The organism is Pontivivens insulae, from assembly GCF_900302495.1.
Taxonomy (GTDB): Bacteria; Pseudomonadota; Alphaproteobacteria; order Rhodobacterales; family Rhodobacteraceae; genus Pontivivens; species Pontivivens insulae.
In genome coordinates, this window is sequence record NZ_OMKW01000004.1 from 138,080 (window position 1) to 156,477 (window position 18,398).

General features: G+C 59.1%; 21 protein-coding genes. 12 read left to right on the forward strand and 9 right to left on the reverse strand.

The window, feature by feature from the left end; translation table 11 throughout:
• Nucleotides 1-149: 149 nt before the first annotated feature.
• From POI8812_RS14735 to POI8812_RS14755, 5 genes are all read right to left on the reverse strand, one after another.
• On the reverse strand, nucleotides 150-731 hold the full coding sequence (locus POI8812_RS14735) for an SOS response-associated peptidase (RefSeq protein WP_108783376.1): 582 nt from the start codon (nucleotides 729-731) through the stop codon (nucleotides 150-152).
• Between the two features lie 4 nt (nucleotides 732-735).
• Nucleotides 736-1,905, reverse strand: coding sequence for a dual-specificity RNA methyltransferase RlmN (rlmN, locus tag POI8812_RS14740; RefSeq protein WP_108783767.1), 1,170 nt, complete (start codon nucleotides 1,903-1,905; stop codon nucleotides 736-738).
• Between the two features lie 92 nt (nucleotides 1,906-1,997).
• Complete coding sequence (locus POI8812_RS14745; protein ID WP_108783377.1) at nucleotides 1,998-2,489, reverse strand: DUF1993 family protein; 492 nt, start codon at nucleotides 2,487-2,489, stop codon at nucleotides 1,998-2,000.
• The gene (locus POI8812_RS14750) at nucleotides 2,489-3,715 is read right to left on the reverse strand and encodes an ABC transporter substrate-binding protein (RefSeq protein ID WP_108783378.1); all 1,227 of its coding nucleotides are present in this window, start codon (nucleotides 3,713-3,715) and stop codon (nucleotides 2,489-2,491) included. The genes POI8812_RS14745 and POI8812_RS14750 overlap by 1 nt, the downstream gene beginning before the upstream one ends.
• Before the next feature lie 32 nt (nucleotides 3,716-3,747).
• On the reverse strand, nucleotides 3,748-4,281 hold the full coding sequence (locus tag POI8812_RS14755; protein WP_108783379.1) for an invasion associated locus B family protein: 534 nt from the start codon (nucleotides 4,279-4,281) through the stop codon (nucleotides 3,748-3,750).
• 202 nt (nucleotides 4,282-4,483) lie between these two features.
• Between POI8812_RS14755 and POI8812_RS14760 the strand changes: the two genes are divergently transcribed.
• The 10 genes from POI8812_RS14760 (at nucleotide 4,484) to POI8812_RS14805 (ending at nucleotide 13,494) form a co-directional block, all read left to right on the forward strand.
• Complete coding sequence (locus tag POI8812_RS14760; protein ID WP_211310411.1) at nucleotides 4,484-5,095, forward strand: sigma-70 family RNA polymerase sigma factor; 612 nt, start codon at nucleotides 4,484-4,486, stop codon at nucleotides 5,093-5,095.
• The gene (locus POI8812_RS14765; protein ID WP_108783381.1) at nucleotides 5,088-6,116 is read left to right on the forward strand and encodes an asparaginase; all 1,029 of its coding nucleotides are present in this window, start codon (nucleotides 5,088-5,090) and stop codon (nucleotides 6,114-6,116) included. The genes POI8812_RS14760 and POI8812_RS14765 overlap by 8 nt, the downstream gene beginning before the upstream one ends.
• 125 nt (nucleotides 6,117-6,241) lie before the next feature.
• Complete coding sequence (locus POI8812_RS14770; RefSeq protein ID WP_108783382.1) at nucleotides 6,242-6,778, forward strand: hypothetical protein; 537 nt, start codon at nucleotides 6,242-6,244, stop codon at nucleotides 6,776-6,778.
• Nucleotides 6,779-6,874: 96 nt separating this feature from the next.
• Complete coding sequence (locus POI8812_RS14775) at nucleotides 6,875-7,273, forward strand: hypothetical protein (protein WP_108783383.1); 399 nt, start codon at nucleotides 6,875-6,877, stop codon at nucleotides 7,271-7,273.
• Nucleotides 7,274-7,362: 89 nt separating this feature from the next.
• Complete coding sequence (locus tag POI8812_RS14780) at nucleotides 7,363-8,562, forward strand: ABC transporter substrate-binding protein (protein WP_108783384.1); 1,200 nt, start codon at nucleotides 7,363-7,365, stop codon at nucleotides 8,560-8,562.
• 68 nt (nucleotides 8,563-8,630) lie between these two features.
• Nucleotides 8,631-9,410 carry an ABC transporter ATP-binding protein gene (locus tag POI8812_RS14785; protein WP_108783385.1) on the forward strand — a complete coding sequence of 260 codons (780 nt, stop codon included), beginning with the start codon at nucleotides 8,631-8,633 and terminating at the stop codon, nucleotides 9,408-9,410.
• Nucleotides 9,407-10,111 carry an ABC transporter ATP-binding protein gene (locus POI8812_RS14790; protein WP_108783386.1) on the forward strand — a complete coding sequence of 235 codons (705 nt, stop codon included), beginning with the start codon at nucleotides 9,407-9,409 and terminating at the stop codon, nucleotides 10,109-10,111. Before POI8812_RS14785 ends, POI8812_RS14790 begins: the two co-directional genes overlap by 4 nt.
• 4 nt (nucleotides 10,112-10,115) lie before the next feature.
• Nucleotides 10,116-10,664 carry a hypothetical protein gene (locus tag POI8812_RS14795; RefSeq protein WP_146186180.1) on the forward strand — a complete coding sequence of 183 codons (549 nt, stop codon included), beginning with the start codon at nucleotides 10,116-10,118 and terminating at the stop codon, nucleotides 10,662-10,664.
• Nucleotides 10,665-11,176: 512 nt separating this feature from the next.
• The gene (locus POI8812_RS14800; RefSeq protein ID WP_108783388.1) at nucleotides 11,177-12,187 is read left to right on the forward strand and encodes a branched-chain amino acid ABC transporter permease; all 1,011 of its coding nucleotides are present in this window, start codon (nucleotides 11,177-11,179) and stop codon (nucleotides 12,185-12,187) included.
• Nucleotides 12,184-13,494, forward strand: coding sequence for a branched-chain amino acid ABC transporter permease (locus tag POI8812_RS14805; RefSeq protein WP_108783389.1), 1,311 nt, complete (start codon nucleotides 12,184-12,186; stop codon nucleotides 13,492-13,494). Before POI8812_RS14800 ends, POI8812_RS14805 begins: the two co-directional genes overlap by 4 nt.
• Before the next feature lie 35 nt (nucleotides 13,495-13,529).
• Here the strand turns inward: POI8812_RS14805 and POI8812_RS14810 are convergent, their stop codons facing one another.
• The 3 genes from POI8812_RS14810 to POI8812_RS14820 all read right to left on the reverse strand — a co-directional run bounded on the left by POI8812_RS14810 (nucleotide 13,530) and on the right by POI8812_RS14820 (nucleotide 15,998).
• Complete coding sequence (locus tag POI8812_RS14810; protein WP_162844975.1) at nucleotides 13,530-14,255, reverse strand: enoyl-CoA hydratase/isomerase family protein; 726 nt, start codon at nucleotides 14,253-14,255, stop codon at nucleotides 13,530-13,532.
• A complete protein-coding gene (locus POI8812_RS14815) occupies nucleotides 14,252-15,040 on the reverse strand; it encodes an exodeoxyribonuclease III (protein ID WP_108783391.1) in 789 nt (262 codons plus the stop codon). The genes POI8812_RS14810 and POI8812_RS14815 overlap by 4 nt, the downstream gene beginning before the upstream one ends.
• Nucleotides 15,041-15,311: 271 nt before the next feature.
• Complete coding sequence (locus POI8812_RS14820) at nucleotides 15,312-15,998, reverse strand: response regulator transcription factor (RefSeq protein ID WP_108783392.1); 687 nt, start codon at nucleotides 15,996-15,998, stop codon at nucleotides 15,312-15,314.
• A gap of 174 nt (nucleotides 15,999-16,172) precedes the next feature.
• Here POI8812_RS14820 and ribA point away from each other — a divergent pair, with 174 nt between their 5' ends.
• Nucleotides 16,173-17,240, forward strand: coding sequence for a GTP cyclohydrolase II (ribA, locus tag POI8812_RS14825; protein ID WP_108783393.1), 1,068 nt, complete (start codon nucleotides 16,173-16,175; stop codon nucleotides 17,238-17,240).
• Between the two features lie 47 nt (nucleotides 17,241-17,287).
• Complete coding sequence (locus POI8812_RS14830) at nucleotides 17,288-17,749, forward strand: L,D-transpeptidase family protein (protein ID WP_108783768.1); 462 nt, start codon at nucleotides 17,288-17,290, stop codon at nucleotides 17,747-17,749.
• On the opposite strand, the gene POI8812_RS14835 is transcribed toward POI8812_RS14830, so the two are convergent.
• Nucleotides 17,740-18,393: a YggS family pyridoxal phosphate-dependent enzyme gene (locus tag POI8812_RS14835; RefSeq protein ID WP_108783394.1), complete on the reverse strand. Its 654-nt coding sequence runs from the start codon at nucleotides 18,391-18,393 to the stop codon at nucleotides 17,740-17,742. The genes POI8812_RS14830 and POI8812_RS14835 overlap by 10 nt on opposite strands.
• Between the last annotated feature and the right edge of the window lie 5 nt (nucleotides 18,394-18,398).

Genomic DNA, 18,398 nt, shown 5'->3' on the forward strand with positions numbered 1-18,398 from the left:
AGGTGCCGTGGCACGACCGAACGACGGTACAGGCGGGGACGCCGATGACCGTGGAAGTGAAAGCCGCCCTGCGCGACCCGGCTTCGGGCGACGCGGGGCGGTGGCCCGGCTTCACTTCCTACAAATATCCCTGCCGGAGGCATCCGCCCTTACGGCAGATCCGAAGCTTGGACCTGAAGCGTTCCCGCCGGGGCAGAGGTCAGCTCGACCGGATCACCGGCGAGCCACGCAGAGGGGTCCCGCAGGATCACCGGCATTCTGTGATGATAATCGCGGACATCCGGGTTTGGCTCGCAGGTCAAAGTGGCGAAGTTGAGCACCTGCCGGCCGCCGGGTGCGTCCCAAATGTCGTATATTGCGGCAAAGCACAGCAGCCGCTTATCGATTGCGCCAATGCGCCATCGTTGCTTTTTCCGTTTCTCGCCCGTCCATTCGTACCAGCCGTCACAGGGCAGGATGCAGCGATTCTGTTGAATGCGCTCAAACGCGGTTTTCTCATGCAAGGTTTCAGAGCGGATGTTGATCAACGGTTCCAGCATGGGGCGTCCGCGGGCGTTGACCGCCCCCGTGGGGATCATGCCCCAGCGCGCGCTCTCTAGACGATCAGGCAAGACAATCCCGAGCATTTGGGCCGGGGCAAGATCGGGGCCCGTTGCGATTTCTGCCGCCGGTACCCCGAAGCATCGCGCAAGCGCCGCGCCATCCTTTTCCAGGAAAACGCGGCCCGGCATCCCGTCAGAGACCTGCTTCTGCAGCGATCTGGGCGCGGGATTTTCGCGCCCGCTCGGTCGCGGATTTCAACTGTCCACACGCCGCCATAATATCCTCGCCCCGCGGCCTGCGCACCGGAGACGCATAGCCGGCGGCATTGACGATATCGCCAAATGCCTTGATGCGCGCCTTTGTGGACCGCTCATAGGGGGAGCCTGGCCACGGATTGAACGGGATCAGGTTGATCTTCGCGGGGATGCCTTCGATCAGCTTCACCAGCCTGCGCGCATCCTCGTCGCTGTCGTTCACATCCTTGAGCATCACATATTCAAACGTGATCCGTTCGGAATTGCTGAGGCGCGGAAAATCGCGGCAGGCCTGCAAGAGCTCATCAATATTCCAACGTTTGTTGATCGGAACCAGCTTATCGCGGACGTCATTGGTGGTTGCATGGAAAGAGATGGCGAGCATGCAGCCGATCTCCTCCCCGGTTCGTGCAATCTCCGGCACCACGCCCGATGTTGAGAGCGTGATCCGCCGCCGGGATAGGGCGACCCCTTCAGGATCCATCGCAATCTTCATCGCATCACGGACCGCCTCGAAATTATAGAGCGGTTCGCCCATTCCCATCAGAACGATATTGGACAGCAGCCTCGGATCGTCGGGACCCTTTTCCCATTCCCCTAGATCATCACGCGCCAGCAACACCTGTCCGATGATCTCGGCCGGGGTCAGATTGCGCACGAGCTTTTGCGTTCCAGTGTGACAGAAGGAGCAAGTCAGCGTGCAGCCCACCTGCGAGGAAATGCACAATGTTCCGCGATCTGTTTCCGGAATATAGACAGCCTCGACCTCGTGCCCACCTTCGATTTTCAGGAGGTATTTGCGGGTGCCATCAGTTGAGACCTGCTTGGTCACGATGTCGGGCAGGGCAATCCGAAACCGCTCCGCCAACATCGCGCGGAAGGGCTTCGCAAGGTTGGTCATTTGCGAAAAGTCGTAGACGCCCTTGTTGTAAATCCAGCTCCAGATCTGGCCTACACGCATCTTGGCCTGCTTTTCCGGGGTGCCCGCCTCGATCAGGACGTCGCGCAGTTGCGCACGGGTCATGCCCACCAAATTCGGCAGGTTTGGTTCCAGCTTGCGCGGGATGGTCAGCATATCTTGCGTGATTGGGGCGGTCGGCTCAGTCATCATACACTCCAAAACGAGCACGCCTCCCCGGTGGAGGGGGAGGCGTCTTGTCCGGTGACATAGCAAATCATCACACCTCTTTCCAGATGTGCTCAGATGAAGCTGAAATCCGGGGCGTAACTGTGTAGTCCGTCAAAGTCTTCCTTCCCCACCGGGACGCCGTGATGACGCAAGATCGCGTAGGCACAGGTCATATGAAAGGTGAGGTTGGGCAGAATGTAGCGGATCATGAATCGGTCTGCTGGCAGTCGAATGGGGCTATCGCCTGCCATATCCTCCAGCACGCGTGTCGCGGCTTCTGAGAAATCACCTGGATGAAGGCTTTGAAGATGGTCTCGCGCAGTTGCGATGGCGGCGGCGGGTGCAGCGGTCTCATCCAATTCCGGGACGATGCGCCCGCACAGCGGAAATGCTCCACGCAGCGTGAATCCCGCCGCGATCTGCACCTGATCGCTGAAGCCGAACATATCCTTCGCCAAAGAGGCGTGGAGCGGGACGCCGTATTCGGCGCCCCGCTCCACAAACTGTTCAAGGCGATCAAGCAGCGCGACGGCGTCGACCACCGCGACTTGATACCAATCCATTACCGCGCGCTGACGAACATCTCGATGCCAACACGGGTGATGCCCGGTTCGCCATAGAAATAGTCAGCAGGGCGTCCAACGGCGAGAACATAGGTCCCCGGCTGAACACGCGCTGCAATCTGGGCATCAAGGGACTGCCCGTAATCGTCATTCTGGGTGATCATGCGCCCGAAATCATCGAACAGTGTCAGCATCGCATCTACACCGCCGGTGCCGATCCCTTCAATCAGGATCAGGCCGGGCTGATCGACCTGGAACTGATGCCAGATCAGATCGTCGTCGACACGGACATCGGCGCGCGCACGTGTTGAAATCAGGCCCAGATCCGTGACCGGATAGCTGCCGTCCAGCGGCGGGCTGGTCTCAGCATTGTTGTAGAGCGTCTCAAGATAGTCCTGCTCACTGAACGCATTCGCGGTGACCGTTACCGGGGCGCCCGGGTCAGACAGTGCGATCAGACCGATGCAGTATGTGCCTGCTTCGAGCGGCTGCACAAAGTCGAGGCGCGAGTTCAGCCCGTCATAGTCGTCATTCTCAGCCAGCATGTAGCCGGTATTGTCGAAGATCCGCAGGATCGGATCCGCGCTCTGGTTTTCGGCCGTGAAGCTGATCGAGGTCGGCTCGGACAAGTTGAAACGGTAGAACGGCGTGTCGCCGATGCTGGCTGTGGCCGCAACACCTGCTTCGAGGCCCTCGTTGAGATTCGTGCCACCGAAGCTGACCGCCTCGGTCTCTGGCAGACAAACAGCATCATAATCGTTGAAACCACCCGATGTGATCGGATCATGGACCGTCAGCCCGACCCGAACGTCGGCAGTCAGTGCAGCATCGTCATAGCTCCGTGTTGCAAGGCAATACGTGCCGGGATCGAGGCTGATCTCGCCACGGGAAGCGAGGAACCCGCCCCCATCATCGTCCGAAAGGATCACAACGCCGGATGCGTCGAGCAGATCGATGACAGTGTCGCCATCAGCGACCGGTGCGGCTTCGACGCGCACATCGCTGGCTGTGCTGACGTTGAAGATGGCCACATGCTCGCCACCGGCGGGCACTTGAGCGGTCATGTCGAACGGACCGAACCCCGACGCGATGTCAGAGGTTTCGTCGGATCCACCAATCCAGGTTCCGTTTGCAGCTGCACCACCGCAAAGATCCTGCGCCGCCGCCGGAAGGGCCGCTGCCGCTGTCATAAGCGCCGCGATGGCTGTTGTTTTGCTGAAAGACACGTTTTTCTCTCCTGGGTTCGGATTAGGGGCGATTAACCTTGGCACCTGCGCGTTGAGTTTTCCAGTGCGGCAGTAAATCCAATCAGAGAGATTGTATCTGTCGTTTGATTGCCGCGAGATGAGATGCCGACAACGCGCGCTTCTGCACCCCGGCGCATGGCTTGAACCAGTCGCTGATCATCGGCGGGGGAAGCGGACCATGCCCACTCGCCGTCTGTGCTGAAGTCGAAGCTCTCAGACCCGATCGTGACGTTGACGGTGCTGCCGCCACGGAATGGATAGCCGCCGGTGAAGCTGACCTCGTTGCTGACATTCGTGCCGGGTTGTTGGCGCACCATCAGGCGAATATCGCCACGGTTCACCGCAATTGCAGTTCCGTTCCGGGTCGCAGTAGATGCGGTGGGGGCCGATGCGATCCAGCACACCTTTTCGGCGCCGCTCCCATTTTCGAAAACGGACCAGAACCGCTCCCGCTCCACCCGCTCGACATTGTCCTGCGCCAAAACCGGTGCCACGCTCAGCAGTGTCGCGGCAACAAAGGCGGAGAAGTTCAGCTTAAACGACATTCCAAATGCTCCATTCCTCAAACTGTGTTCGGTCCACTCTGACGTTGAATCCGACTACTTTGGCGCAGGGTGCATCCATCGCTTGCCATCCCCGGGCCACACACGAATAATGTAGCTTGCGCGGGCGGTGCATGACCACCCCAAACAGACCAACCTTTTGAGCTTCGCCCTATCTGGGATGCGAAGGGATGACGAAGACCACTTGACCCGACAAACGCCGGATAATGCCCCATCCAAAGCGGATGAACTGGAAGCGCTGCCTGACAGCGAGCTGATGCAGCGCATTGCTGCTCGGGACAAGGCTGCATTTCAGGCCATTTTTCAGCGATTTGCGGGGCGGGTGAAGTCTTTCATGCTGCGGTATTCCATGCCCGATGATGAGGCCGAGGAGATCGCACAGGAGGTCATGGTTCAGGTCTGGCGCAAGGCCGAGAGCTTTGATCCAGCCAAGGCCGCGGCCTCCACCTGGATTTTCGCCATTGCCAGAAACCGGCGGATCGACCGCATCCGCCGCTCGGCACGGCGCGAACCAGATCTGAACGATCCGATGTTCCACCCTGATCCAGAGCCGGATGGCAGTGCAGCCGTTTCGGCACAGGAACGGCAGGACATCGTGCGAGAGGTGCTGGCCTCGCTGCCAGAGCCACAGCGCCTCGTCCTGCACGCCACCTTCTTCGAAGGGTTGAGCCAGGCGGAAATTGCCGAGCGTGAGGGCCTTCCGCTTGGGACCGTCAAATCCCGCGTGCGCCTTGCCTTCGGTCGAATGCGTGCGGGCCTGCCAGATCGCATTGCCGAGGAACTTGAGGATGACTGATCGCTCAGCCGAAGCCGTCGAACTTGTCGATGTCTGGCGTGGTGGCCTGCTGGAATCCGTTCACCGGGGCCATGCCATCATTATGCACGCGGACGGCAATGTTCTTGCAGAGTTCGGTAATGCGGATGCCACGATTTTCCCGCGGTCATCGTGCAAGATGCTGCAGGCTCTTCCTCTGCTTGAGAGTGGTGCCGCTGATCGCTTCGGGCTTGGCTCTGAACAGCTCGCACTCGCTTGCGCGTCGCATCAAGGTGCATTGTTACATACCGAACGCGTATCTGATTGGCTCGGCACACTTGATCTGGCTGAATCTGCTTTGCGGTGTGGGGCGCAGGCCCCCTCGGACCGGGCCGAGGCAGATCGGCTTCGTACGGCGGGCGAACGGCCTTGTCAGTTGCACAACAACTGTTCGGGCAAGCATGCCGGATTTCTGACCCTTTCAAAACATCTCTCAGGTGGTCCTGACTATCATGAGGTGGACCACCCCGTTCAGCAGGCGGTGAAGGATGCGTTTGAGGAGATGACGCAAGAAACGTCTCCGGGTTTTGGCATTGATGGTTGCTCCGCGCCGAACCATGCGACGTCACTTCGTGGCTTTGCCAGAGCGCTGGCGACGATGTCTGATCCCGCGCGCCTCTCGGGCAAACGCGGTGATGCGGCGACACGGCTCGTAGCTGCCATGCGTTCTCATCCCTTGCTCGTGGCGGGCGAAGGGCGGGCGTGCTCCGAATTGATGGCCGCGATGCCGGGCGCCGTTGCGCTGAAGACAGGTGCCGAGGCGGTCTTCGCCGCGATCCTCCCTGAACAAAAGCTTGGCATCGCTCTAAAGATCGAGGACGGCGCGACCCGCGCGTCGGAATCCGCAATTGCTGCGCTTCTTGTGCGGCTCGGTGTTGCTGATCCGGGCCATCCGCTTGTGGCGAAACGACTCAATCCGCCTCAGATGAATTGGAATGGCATCGTCACCGGACACATTTCGCCTGCTGAAACGCTGTGGCAGGACGGAAAAACACTGGCATAGCGCGATTGCGCCCAGTGCTGCGCATGCTAGGGTTGCAAAATGCCCCATTTCAGCGAGTTTTAGTCGCCTTTTCGCCGTATTAGAGGCAGATAGTTCCCAATCGAGCGAAAGTTTGGGACAGACACGTGAGCATAACGGCCTTCATCACGGAAGAACGCGGCGCCACGACCATGGAATGGGTCGCCCTGACGGCTGGCTTGCTCGTCGTTGGGTCTGCGGTTGTCTATGCAATCGAGACCGGGCTTGGCGACGCCGCACAGACAATGACAGCTGTCGTGGAAGAGACGGTCAATATTCCCGTCTCAACTGTTGGACCAACGATCAATGTTCGCATGAGCACTCCCGAATTCGACGGTGCTGCACCTGTCGAGAACGAGGCGAATGGTATTGAGTGGGCTGCCCCTCATGTCAGTGACAATCTGGGAATGACGCAAGTCACACCGTGGTCGGCAATTGCGTTATCTGCAGATGAAGTCGATCAGGGCCGTGCACGACTTGCGACACTCGAAGATGAAGAAGTCTTGAAATTGGTTCAGGACTACGGACCGCACGCGGGCGCATCTGTGACGTCAGACCCGTTGCATCGGGTCTTATGCGATAAATACCACATTGCTTTAAATGAGTCTGAGATTCGTGGTCTCAACATTACAGCAATTCAGTAATTCAGCGCTCAGTATTGCTAAGTAATTGCCACGATCTCGCCAGATTGAATGCGTAACGTCAGTCTAGGGGGCGAGTCGTATTTGGAGAGCTGAGAAATGTTGAAGCTGTTTCTGAAAGACGAGTCTGGCACTGTCACCGCCGACTATGTCGTACTTGCCGGCGCCGTCATTGCAATTGCTGTCGGTGTCGTTGCTGTCGTTGAGTCTGCTGTCTCCGGAACGGCAGACAATGTGAATACTTCGGTTCTAGCTGAGATTCAGCTGAACGGTGGCTCCAACGCGGCCGAGCCGTGGGAGCCGATCGCCCTGCATGGCGATTCCTTACAAGGGTATCGCGATTGGATGGGCAACTTTGAAGACGATCAGCTGATTGCGCACATGAACAATCAAGAGCAGTACAAGGATGTAGAGGCCGGTGCCGGCCATCCATACGAGACCTATCGTGACGAGTACTACGTCGCGCGGGACGAAGCGACATCACGCGGCTTGCTCTGATCCCGCCGCATGACGTCGGATTTCCCTTGTAATCGGGACGGGCGGCATTTTTGATGCAGCCAGTCCAAGAATTATAATGGGAGATCTCAATGAACCGCTTTTTGATCAGCACGGCTCTGGCCGCAGCAACTGCAACCGGCGCGCTTGCCGACGGTCACGCAACCACGGCCAATATCGGCGTGATCCTTGGCTTCACCGGCCCGATTGAATCGCTGACCCCTGACATGGGGGCATCCGCTGAGCTGGCCATTGCTGAAGCGAACGCTTCGGGCATGTTCCTCGATGGATCGGTAACGCTTGCTCCGGTGCGCGCGGACTCCACCTGTATCGACAGCGCGGCAGCGTCCGCTGCGGCAGAGCGTCTGGTGACTGGCGACAACGTGATCGGCATCATGGGAGCGGACTGTTCCGGCGTCACCGGTGCGGTGGCCTCGAACGTCGCCGTTCCGAATGGCGTCGTCATGGTCTCGCCGTCTGCGACCTCCCCGGCGTTGTCCACCATCGAAGACAATGACCTGTTCTTCCGCACGGCACCTTCCGACGCCCGTCAGGGTCAGGTCCTTGCAGACATCGTCACTGAGCGGGGCGTCGACAGCGTCGCAATCACTTACACCAACAACGACTACGGCCTTGGCCTCGCGGATGCCTTCCAGGCAGCGTTTGAGGCGGCTGGCGGCTCGGTTGAGATCGTCGCAGCCCACGAAGACGGCAAAGGCGATTACTCCGCAGAAGTCGGCGCACTTGCGGCCGCTGGTGCCGATGCACTCGCCGTGTTTGGCTATGTTGACCAGGGTGGCCGCGGCATCATCCAGTCGTCCCTCGACACCGGCGCGTTCGATACGTTCATCCTGGGCGACGGCATGATCGGTGACAGCCTAACCGAAACCTTCGGCGGCGACATCGACGGCACGTTCGGCACCGCACCCGGCTCCGACAGCGCAGGCTTCGCCTTCTTCGACGCGATGGCTAAGGCCAACGGCATCGAAGGTGACGGCCCCTACCGTGGTGAGAGCTATGATGCGGCAGCGCTGATGATCCTCGCCGCACAGGCAGGCGGTGCTGCAGACCGTGCGACGATCGCGGCCAACCTGATGGACGTGGCAAACGCACCAGGTGTTGAGGTTGGCCCGGGCCAGCTCGGCATGGCGCTGTCCATCCTCGCGAATGGTGGTGAGGTGAACTACACCGGCGCGACCGGCGTGGAACTGATCGGCCCGGGTGAGGCGGCTGGCTCCTACCGTGAGCTGGAAGTGATGGATGGTGCATTCTCCACTGTATCCGTCCGCTAAATTCACCTAAGGGACATGCAAATCGCGGCCCGGGGGTAACCTCGGGCCGCTTGTATACGGGGTGGCACATGATCCGGGTCGAAGACCTTCACATGCATTTCGGCGGCATCAAGGCCGTGAACGGCGCGAGCATCGAGATTGCCGAAGGCTCGATCACGGGCCTGATTGGCCCGAATGGCGCAGGAAAGACGACGCTCTTCAACGTGGTGGCCGGGCACTACACGCCGACTTCCGGTCATGTTTGGCTTGATGGTGAGGAGATTACGGGCCTTTCACCGCATGAGCTGTTTCACAAGGGACTTCTGCGCACTTTCCAGATCGCCCATGAATTTTCGACGCTGACCGTGCGGGACAATCTGATGATGGTGCCCGGCGATCAGGCGGGGGAGGGGCTGTGGTCTGCATGGTTCCGCTCGGCAGAGGTCAAACGGCAGGAGGCCGCCATCCGCGAAAAGGCCGACGAAGTCATCGATTTCCTCGAAATCCCCCATGTCGCTGACGAGCTTGCGGGCAACCTCTCAGGAGGTCAGAAGAAGCTGCTGGAGCTGGGCCGGACGATGATGGTGGACGCCAAGATCGTGTTTCTTGATGAGGTGGGCGCAGGCGTGAACCGGACGCTGCTCAACACCATCGGCGATGCCATTGTCCGCCTGAACCGCGAACGCGGCTACACATTCTGCATGATTGAGCACGACATGGATTTCATCTCCCGGCTCTGCGACCCGGTCATCGTTATGGCCGAAGGGCAAGTTCTGGCGCAGGGGAAGGTTGAAGACGTCAAAGCAGATGAGCGTGTGATCGAGGCCTATCTGGGCACCGGCCTGAAGAACAAGGAGGCGTCGGTATGAGCTTTCTGAACGCCTCTGCGATGACGGGCGGCTATGGCGCAGCCGACATTCTGCATTCATGCGACATCACAGTCGAACAAGGCCAGATCGCCGTGATTGTCGGCCCCAACGGCGCGGGCAAGTCCACGGCAATGAAGGCCGTGTTCGGCATGCTGCCGCTACGCGAAGGCTCCGTCACGTTGGACGGGCAGGACATCACAGGGCTGACACCGCAGGAACGCGTGGCCATGGGCATGGGGTTTGTGCCCCAGACCAACAACGTATTCGTCTCCATGACCGTGCAGGAAAACCTCGAGATGGGGGCCTACCTGCGCAGGGATGATTTCCGATCAACGATGGAACAGGTCTTCGACCTCTTCCCCATCCTGCGGGAGAAGCGCCGCCAACCGGCTGGCGAACTCTCTGGCGGCCAGCGTCAGCAGGTTGCCGTTGGGCGCGCATTGATGACGGAACCAAAGCTGTTGATGCTTGATGAGCCGACGGCGGGCGTCTCCCCCATCGTGATGGACGAGTTGTTCGACCGGATTATCGAGGTGGCCCGCACCGGCATCGCCATTCTGATGGTGGAGCAGAACGCGCGGCAGGCCCTCAACATCGCTGATCGTGGCTACGTTCTGGTGCAAGGCCGCAATGCCTATACCGACACGGGCGAGGCTCTCCTGGCCAACCCCGAAGTGCGCCGCACCTTCCTGGGAGGATGAGGATGTGCGTGAACCCCGGTCCAGACGGTTCAGCAAGGCGCCGATGCGGAAATATTCCGGCAAAGCGCCCGGTGGATGGGGGCGGGGTAGTCCAAACCGGACCTTTGCAATTTTCCTCGTCAGCTTCTTTGCCCTTATTGCTGCGGGCGTCTGGTGGAACGTGTCGCGGGTTGCAGCCAATCGTGAAGCCGCAGCAGCCGCTGCGCCACGCATGGAATGTACCTTCGCCCAATGGTGCGTGGACGGTGACTGCGCCCGGGCAGCCCCTCCCACACCCTTCCTCATCATCACGCAAGGCGCGTTCGGTCGCGCCTATTTGCGGATGGAGGATCGCGGTGGTCAGATCCGTGGCGTTTTCTCGGACGAGCGAGACCCGAGCTACTGGCGCCAATACGTTCAGTGGAGCCCGGATCGGGGAGAGATCACCGTGAACCTGACCGAAGCGCTCTCATTTGACTTCGTCTACGATCTTCAGGACGGGCAGGAGGCTGACATCGCCACTGCATCCGCGACCGGATCGGGACAGTGCATTTGGATCGTTGAAGAGGGATGAGGCATGAAGATGCAAAATAGAGCATCCAAAGTTCACTGTTCGGAATCGCAATTTCCGCGAGAGGATTTAGCAAAGCCAAAACGACCTTCCTATATGGGGCAGATCCACGGACAAGATTATTACCTTGAGTACGGAAGATCCGTGCCGAAGATTTTCGTCTTGATTTTTTTGTTGTTTATTTCACCGCCAGCATTGTCATCCGAGAGTAGTTTTTTTCGATGCAATTTTTCGCAGGAGTGTGGATCTGAAATAGGATGTCGTCCAGCCAGTATGAGTTTTGATTTTGCGATCAATGGAAGCACCGGGGAAGCTACGATGCTGGGAAATATTGGTAGTGTTTCGGTCGTCCCAGTGTTTGGTAGCTCTGCAATATCGTTTGTGCATATACTTGATACTGGCGCAGTCCAGACTACGACAATTTATCCAAACAACTCTGCGGTGCATAGTAGGCATACTATTTTCTTGAATGATCCAATTCCAAGTCAGTGGCACGGAACCTGTGAGTCCATAACATGACCGACATCCTCAACGCGCTCGTCCTCTTTGCGAACTTCGTCTTCATCCCCGGTCTTGCCTATGGCAGCCAATTGGCGCTCGGTGCGCTGGGTGTGACGCTGATTTACGCGGTCTTGCGGTTTTCCAACTTTGCACATGGCGACCTCATGGCATTTGGGACTGCCGCGGTGATCCTGTTTACGTGGTGGCTGCAAAGCCTCGGCGTCAGTGCGGGGCCCTTGCCAACCGCGCTGATCGCCCTGCCCATCGGCATCGCGGTTGCGGTCGCGATGAGCCTTCTGATGGATCGCACCGTCTACAGCTATTATCGTAAGGTGCGGGCCGCGCCGGTGGTCTTCGTGATCGCCTCTGTCGGCGTGATGTTTGTGCTCAACGGCCTGACGCGCCTCGTCATCGGACCGGATGATCAGCGCTTCGCGGATGGAGAGCGCTTCATCATCCGTGCACGTGACTTCAAGGAAATGACCGGGTTGGATGAGGGATTGGCCCTGCGGACAACGCAGGTTCTGACCGTCGTGGTCGCCATCATCATCGTGATTGCACTCTTCCGGTTCCTAAACCGCTCGCGAATGGGCAAGGCGATGCGCGCCTATTCGGACAATGAGGATCTGGCGCTGCTTTCCGGCATCGACCCGAAGAAGGTCGTGTTCTGGACCTGGGTGATTGCAGCCGGCCTCGCCACCGTGGCGGGCACGCTCTACGGCCTCGACAAAAGCTTCAAGCCCTTCACCTATTTCCAGCTTCTGCTGCCGATCTTCGCGGCGGCCATCGTCGGCGGCATCGGCAACCCGGTGGGGGCTATCGCGGGCGGCTTTGTCATCGCGTTCAGCGAGGTGACAGTGACCTATGCCTATAAGAAGTTCGCAGATTACCTGATCCCGGGATGGGAACCCGAGGGTCTGCTGCAATTGCTTTCAACCGATTACAAATTCGCCGTCAGCTTCGTCATCCTTGTCGTGGTGCTGCTGGTCCGGCCCACGGGTCTCTTCAAGGGGAAAGTGATATGAGCCAGACCCTTCGTATCATCGTTCTTTATGCCGCAATGCTCACGGCCATCGCATTGGTTGGTTTCGTGCAAAGCTGGCCGCTGGCCCTGTCGATCCTCAACCTGTGCCTGATCTCTGCCATCATGGCGCTGGGCGTTAACATGCAGTGGGGCTATGGCGGGCTGTTCAATGTCGGCATCATGGGCTTTGCTGCCCTTGGCGGCGTGGCGGGTGTTCTTGTCAGCCTGCAACCAAGGCCCGAGGCCTGGGCGGCGGGCGGGGCAGGCCTGTTCGCATCTCTTTTGGCGCTCGGCGTCACGATCGTTCTGGTCGCATGGCTTCGCCCCAGACTGCCCAAGCGCATCCGGGGTATCGCGACCTTTGCCATCGTCATTGCGGGCTATTTCACGATGCGCAGCTTCTTCGGCCCGGCCGTCGATGCGATTGAGGCGCAGGACCCGGCCCAATTCGGCAATATCGGCGGCGCAGGACTGCCCATCATTCTCAGCTGGATCGTGGGCGGCCTCTTTGCGGCTGGCGCGGCCTGGCTCATCGCACGCATCGCCCTTGGCCTGCGATCCGACTACCTGGCTATCGCGACACTCGGGATTTCAGAGATCGTTCTGGCAATCCTGAAGAATGAAGACTGGCTGGCGCGTGGGGTCAAGAATGCGGCGGGCCTCGATCGGCCTGTCCCTTATGAGGTCGATCTGCAGATCAACAAGACCTTCATGAACTTTGCCGACACGATCGGCATGGATCCGGTGACCGCGTCCACGGTGTTTGTGCGCCTGTGCTATGCTGGGCTGTTCCTCGCCGTGCTCGCAATCATCCTTTGGCTCGCCGAGCGGGCCCTCCATTCCCCGTGGGGGCGCATGATGCGTGCGATCCGCGACAACCGCGACGCGGCAGAGGCGATGGGCAAGGATGTCGTACGTCGCCACCGACAGATTTTCATCCTCGGCTCCGGTGTAGTTGGCGTTGCAGGGGCGATGCTTGTCACGCTCGACGGGCAGTTCACGCCGGGTACCTACAATCCCCTGCGCTTCACCTTCCTGATTTGGGTGATGGTGATCGTCGGTGGATCGGGCAACAACTGGGGCGCGATCCTTGGGGGCTTCCTGATCTGGTTCACCTGGGTTCAGGCTGAAAACTGGGCCCCGATGGGTATGGAACTGATCACGTCCGGCATGGCCGACGGCAATGCGCTCAAGAGCCATCTGCTGGACGCAGCACCGCATATGCGGCTGTTCATCATGGGGTTGGTACTGCTGCTGACGCTGCGCTTCTTCCCAAAGGGGCTGATACCGGAGCAAATCCGCCGCTAGCGTGCGGCGCGCGAAATGCGGGAAAGGCCCCTGCGCTACTGCCCCTGAAATTGGGCGGTGCGCTTTTCCTTTCTGGCTGAAAGCGCCTCTGCGTGATCTGCACTCTCAGCGCATGCTGTGACACGGGCCGCCGCATCATCGCGGTCGTTCACACTGCGCTTCATGCCACTCACAGAAAGAGGGGCGAGCGAGGCGACTTTGCAGCCGAGTTCGCGTACCGTCTGACCAAAGCTCTCAGCATCGGTACAGGCGGTCACCCAGCCCCCCAACGCCGGATCGGGCAGGGTAAAGGTCTCCGCCGCCAGCAACAGACGCTTGGCCACGGCTGGGCCAAAGGATCGTTCGATCCGGGCAATTGACGCGCCGGGATAGTGCACACCGATCATCGCCGCCGGAATTGCGAGGCGCGCGCCAGTCACGGCCACGCGCAAATCGCATGCAGCCGCAATATCGACAGCAGCACCCATCACGGCCCCGTTTAATCCGGCAACAACCGGCAGTCGCATCGCCTCAATTCGGGCGCTCAATTCAGCAAGCGGAATGTCGGGCCGCTCTCCAGCGGTCAACTCGCCAAAATCGGCACCGGCACTAAACACCTTGCCTTGGCCTGTCAGGATGCAGACCCGGACATTCGGATCGTTGTCGGCCTGGTTCAGCGCATCGCCAAGAGCCTGCATATCCGCGATGCGCAAGGCATTTCGTCGCTCCGGCGCGGCAAGCGTGATCGTAACGACTTGCCCGCTCTGGCTGACCTCAATCATGGGTCGAAGCTTGCAAACAGCGGGGCGTGATCTGACGGCTTTTCCCATCCGCGCGCATCACGCAGGATCTTTGATGAGCCGGGCACGTGGCCTGCGCCATCCGTCGCCCAGATGTGGTCCAACCTGCGGCCTTTATCTGCCGCCGACCAGTCCTTCGCGCGGTAGGACCACCACGAATAGAGCTTCCCCTCCGGTATGTCGGCGCGGGTCACATCCTCCCATCCGCCATCGATCATGACCTTTTCCAGTGCCTCAACCTCAACCGGTGTGTGGGAGACGACCTTGAGCAGCTGCTTATGCGACCAGACATCGTCTTCACGAGGTGCAATATTGAGATCGCCTACCAGAACAGATTTGGAAACATCTTCCTCACGGCCCCATTTCGCCATGTTAGCCAGAAATTCGAGCTTATGGGCAAATTTCGGATTCGTGTCCGGGTTCGCCTCGTCCCCACCGGCGGGGACATAGAAGTTATGAATCGTCAGTCCTGATTCGAGTCGCGCTGCACAATGGCGCGCATGGCCTGTGTCACAGAAGGTGCGCTTTCCCGCATCTTCCAGCGGCAAGCGCGACAGGATTGCGACGCCGTTATATCCCTTGTTTCCATCCGCGACGATGTGCGGATATCCCGCCTGTGCAAACAGCTCCATCGGGATCTTGTCTACGGGGGATTTCGTCTCTTGCAGGCACAGGACGTCTGGTGCCTCTTCTTCAAGTAATTTCAAGACGATAGGCGCGCGCAGACGCACTGAGTTGATATTCCAGGTGCAAAGTCGGATCGTCATGTCGGGCCTCTTCTCGCGCAGCTATCGTCTGTCTGTGATGAAGAAGCGCACACCGTAACGCAAGGCCCAGAAAGAGAAAGCGCCCGTTCGGTTATTCCTAACCGACGGGCGTCAATCCCTTAGGGGTCACCTTTGGAGGGGGATTCAGTGACCGGGGCATCACTTCAATGTGGGGGAGAAGTAATGCCCCTTCTTTATGTCCGAGCGAATTGCATTTTTCAACTCCAAACGTCACAAAGTGGCAATTTCATGTGAGTTTAAGGCAGTCGTGTTACAGTGTCAGGCGGTATCCACCAGATTCAGTAACAAGTAGCGACGCATTCTTTGGGTCAATCTCGATCTTTTGTCGCAACCGGTAGATGTGTGTTTCCAACGTATGCGTCGTCACCGCCGCGTTGTATCCCCAGACTTCGTTGAGCAGAACATCGCGGGCAACGACCGCATCATTGGCGCGGTAGAGGAACTTGAGGATGTTGGTTTCCTTTTCGGTCAACCGGATCTTCTTCTCATCCTCAGTGATCAGCATCTTGGCAGAGGGTTTGAACGTGTACTGGCCAATTGAGAATACGGCATCCTCGCTCTGCTCATGCTGGCGCAGTTGCGCGCGGATGCGGGCCAGCAAAACAGGGAACTTGAAGGGCTTCGTTACATAGTCATTCGCGCCGGAATCGAGGCCAAGAATTGTATCTGCGTCGGTCACGTGCCCGGTCAGCATCAGGATCGGACATTTGACGCCCTGTTTGCGCATCAGGCGGCACAGCTCGCGGCCGTCGAGATCCGGCAATCCCACATCGAGGATGACGAGGTCATAGATTGCCTGCTTTGCCTTCTCCATCGCTTCAGAGCCGTTCCCGGCTTCGAATACGTCGAATTCTTCGGTGAGGACGAGCTGGTCGGCCAGAACTTCGCGCAGATCTTCGTCATCATCCACAAGCAGGATTTTCTTCAGGCCACTCATCGCTATTTCCTCTCTGGGTTCGTTGTTGGGGATGAAGGTGCGGATGACGCCTCACCATCGCAAGGCAGTGAAACGTGGTTTCACGGATGCGTGTACGATGGCATGCTTTTGTTTCACATTTAGCGGGGCAATGCCTATATCCGGGCTACTGTTCGTCACCCGCGGAGCCCTCGAATGACCCTGACACCGACGCCGGAGGAGCTGTTTTCCCGCGCGCGAAACGAGTTGCGGATGGGCGTTCCCGTCCGCGTCGGGGATCATCTGATCGCCGCGGTCGAGACGTTGAGCCCGCAGCGGCTTGCCGATCTGCGGTCAGTCGGCGGCGAAGTCTCGATGGCGCTTACGCCCTGGCGCGCCCGCACTCTGAAAGTGACGGGCTACGACGGTGATGTTGTTCGCATTGCCGTCGCGCCCGATGCCGACTTCCGCTGGATGCTCGCCACAGCGGATCCCGCGACTGACCTTGCGAACCCGCTCAAGGGACCCTTCCGGGCATTGCGTGGGGGAGCGGCAGAAATCCATCGCATGGCCATCCAATTGTGCAAGGAGGCGCACCTGCTTCCCTCAGCACTCGTGGTCGGGCCCATTGCAGAACCCATGTCATCGGGCCTGGTTGACGTTCCGCTGGACGCGATCCTTCCTGCGGGCGCTACCTCGCCATTGGTTGCCGTATCGTCTGCGCGCGTGCCGCTGGAAATATCGGATGCGGGCCGCGTGCACGTTTTCCGCCCACGCGATGGTGGAGAGGAGCATTACGCAATTGAGGTTGGACAACCCGACCGATCTAAACCAGTCCTGTCGCGCCTGCACTCCGCCTGCTTCACCGGCGATCTGGCCGGATCGCTGAAATGCGATTGCGGCCCTCAATTGCGGGCCGCGCTCGATCAAATCGGGCAAGAGGGCGCCGGTGTCTTGCTCTATCTCAACCAAGAAGGCCGTGGCATCGGGCTCGCCAACAAAATGCGCGCCTATGCGCTGCAGGATCAGGGCTTCGATACGGTCGAGGCAAATCACCGGTTGGGGTTCGAGGATGACGAGCGCGATTTTCGCCTTGGAGCCCAAATCCTGAAACTGCTCGGTTTCAATTCGGTTCGGCTCATGACCAACAATCCAGCGAAGACGGCAATGATGGATGCCAGCGGTGTGAACGTCGCAGAGCGCGTGGCGCTTAAAGTTGGGGAAAATCCACAAAATGCCGCCTATCTCGCCACGAAGGCTGCAAAAAGCGGTCACCTTCTTTGAGGGCGAGATCGTCTGATCTCTTGGTCGGCCATTGGGGCGCACGCTTCATGGGCCGCAGTATGCCCTGTGCTGTGGGGCGGGGAGGGTTTGCAACGTCAAAGCGCGAGGGGGATGGCTGCACACCGATCGCGGAGCTGAGGCTTGCGCACGGATATTATCGTGCCGATCGGTTGCGGCGCCCCTTAACGCGGATACCGCTCGATCCCATCAGTGTGCGCGATCTTTGGTCTGATGATCCGAGCGATCCAAAATACAATCACCATGTCACGACGGCGCCCCAGTCATTCAGCTATGAGAGGTTGCGGCGGGGCGACCCGCTTTATGACATCGTGCTTGTGACGGACTGGAACTGGCCTGTTGCAAGCCCCGGCCTGGGCTCTGCAATCTTTGTGCATTGCTGGCGGCGGGCGCGGTTTCCGACAGAGGGCTGCATTGCCTTCAACCGTTCGGATCTGCTTTGGCTACTGGCGCATTGGCAGGCGGACAGCCGAATCCTTATTCAGCCATAGTCACGTGCGCCAAAGATAGCGGACCCAACCCGCACATGGGTGGCACCCAACTTAATAGCCTGTTCGAAATCACCGCTCATGCCCATGCTCAACCCGGTAAGTCCATTGCGCTCCGCCAACTTGGCGAGCAGCGCGAAATGCAGGCTGGGTGTTTCGTGGACAGGGGGGATGCACATCAGCCCCGCAACGGGCAAATCCATCGAACGCGCATTTTCCACCAGTGCGTCCAGTTCATCAGGTGCAATACCGGCTTTTTGGTCTTCCAGACCGGTATTCACCTGAATGAATAACTCGGGACAATGCCCGATCTCCTGCGCAATATCCGCAAACTTGCGTGCCAACTTCGGCCGATCCAGTGTGTGGATCGCATCGAATAATTGCATCGCCTGACGCGCTTTGTTGGATTGCAGCGGACCGATCAGGTGCAACTCAGTGTCTGGAAAGCTCTCGCGGAAACCGGGCCACTTGCCTGCTGCCTCCTGCACTTTGTTTTCACCATAGACCCGGTGACCCTCTTCAAGAACCGTTTGAACACGATCATTCGGCTGAACTTTTGACACCGCAATTAACGTGACGTCTGAAGTCGGGCGACCGCATTCAGCACAGGTCTTTCCAACTCGATCCGAGATTTCTGAAAGGGACATTTGCA

What these genes read in the sequence shown, in the direction of transcription:
- POI8812_RS14735 (WP_108783376.1), bottom strand. Translation starts at nt 731, where the DNA reads ATGCCGGGCCGCGTTTTCCTGGAAAAGGATGGCGCGGCGCTTGCGCGA.
- rlmN (WP_108783767.1), bottom strand. Translation starts at nt 1,905, where the DNA reads ATGACTGAGCCGACCGCCCCAATCACGCAAGATATGCTGACCATCCCG.
- POI8812_RS14745 (WP_108783377.1), bottom strand. Translation starts at nt 2,489, where the DNA reads ATGGATTGGTATCAAGTCGCGGTGGTCGACGCCGTCGCGCTGCTTGAT.
- POI8812_RS14755 (WP_108783379.1), bottom strand. Translation starts at nt 4,281, where the DNA reads ATGTCGTTTAAGCTGAACTTCTCCGCCTTTGTTGCCGCGACACTGCTG.
- POI8812_RS14765 (WP_108783381.1), top strand. Translation starts at nt 5,088, where the DNA reads ATGACTGATCGCTCAGCCGAAGCCGTCGAACTTGTCGATGTCTGGCGT.
- POI8812_RS14775 (WP_108783383.1), top strand. Translation starts at nt 6,875, where the DNA reads ATGTTGAAGCTGTTTCTGAAAGACGAGTCTGGCACTGTCACCGCCGAC.
- POI8812_RS14780 (WP_108783384.1), top strand. Translation starts at nt 7,363, where the DNA reads ATGAACCGCTTTTTGATCAGCACGGCTCTGGCCGCAGCAACTGCAACC.
- POI8812_RS14785 (WP_108783385.1), top strand. Translation starts at nt 8,631, where the DNA reads ATGATCCGGGTCGAAGACCTTCACATGCATTTCGGCGGCATCAAGGCC.
- POI8812_RS14790 (WP_108783386.1), top strand. Translation starts at nt 9,407, where the DNA reads ATGAGCTTTCTGAACGCCTCTGCGATGACGGGCGGCTATGGCGCAGCC.
- POI8812_RS14800 (WP_108783388.1), top strand. Translation starts at nt 11,177, where the DNA reads ATGACCGACATCCTCAACGCGCTCGTCCTCTTTGCGAACTTCGTCTTC.
- POI8812_RS14805 (WP_108783389.1), top strand. Translation starts at nt 12,184, where the DNA reads ATGAGCCAGACCCTTCGTATCATCGTTCTTTATGCCGCAATGCTCACG.
- POI8812_RS14810 (WP_162844975.1), bottom strand. Translation starts at nt 14,255, where the DNA reads ATGATTGAGGTCAGCCAGAGCGGGCAAGTCGTTACGATCACGCTTGCC.
- POI8812_RS14815 (WP_108783391.1), bottom strand. Translation starts at nt 15,040, where the DNA reads ATGACGATCCGACTTTGCACCTGGAATATCAACTCAGTGCGTCTGCGC.
- POI8812_RS14820 (WP_108783392.1), bottom strand. Translation starts at nt 15,998, where the DNA reads ATGAGTGGCCTGAAGAAAATCCTGCTTGTGGATGATGACGAAGATCTG.
- ribA (WP_108783393.1), top strand. Translation starts at nt 16,173, where the DNA reads ATGACCCTGACACCGACGCCGGAGGAGCTGTTTTCCCGCGCGCGAAAC.
- POI8812_RS14830 (WP_108783768.1), top strand. Translation starts at nt 17,288, where the DNA reads ATGGGCCGCAGTATGCCCTGTGCTGTGGGGCGGGGAGGGTTTGCAACG.
- POI8812_RS14835 (WP_108783394.1), bottom strand. Translation starts at nt 18,393, where the DNA reads ATGTCCCTTTCAGAAATCTCGGATCGAGTTGGAAAGACCTGTGCTGAA.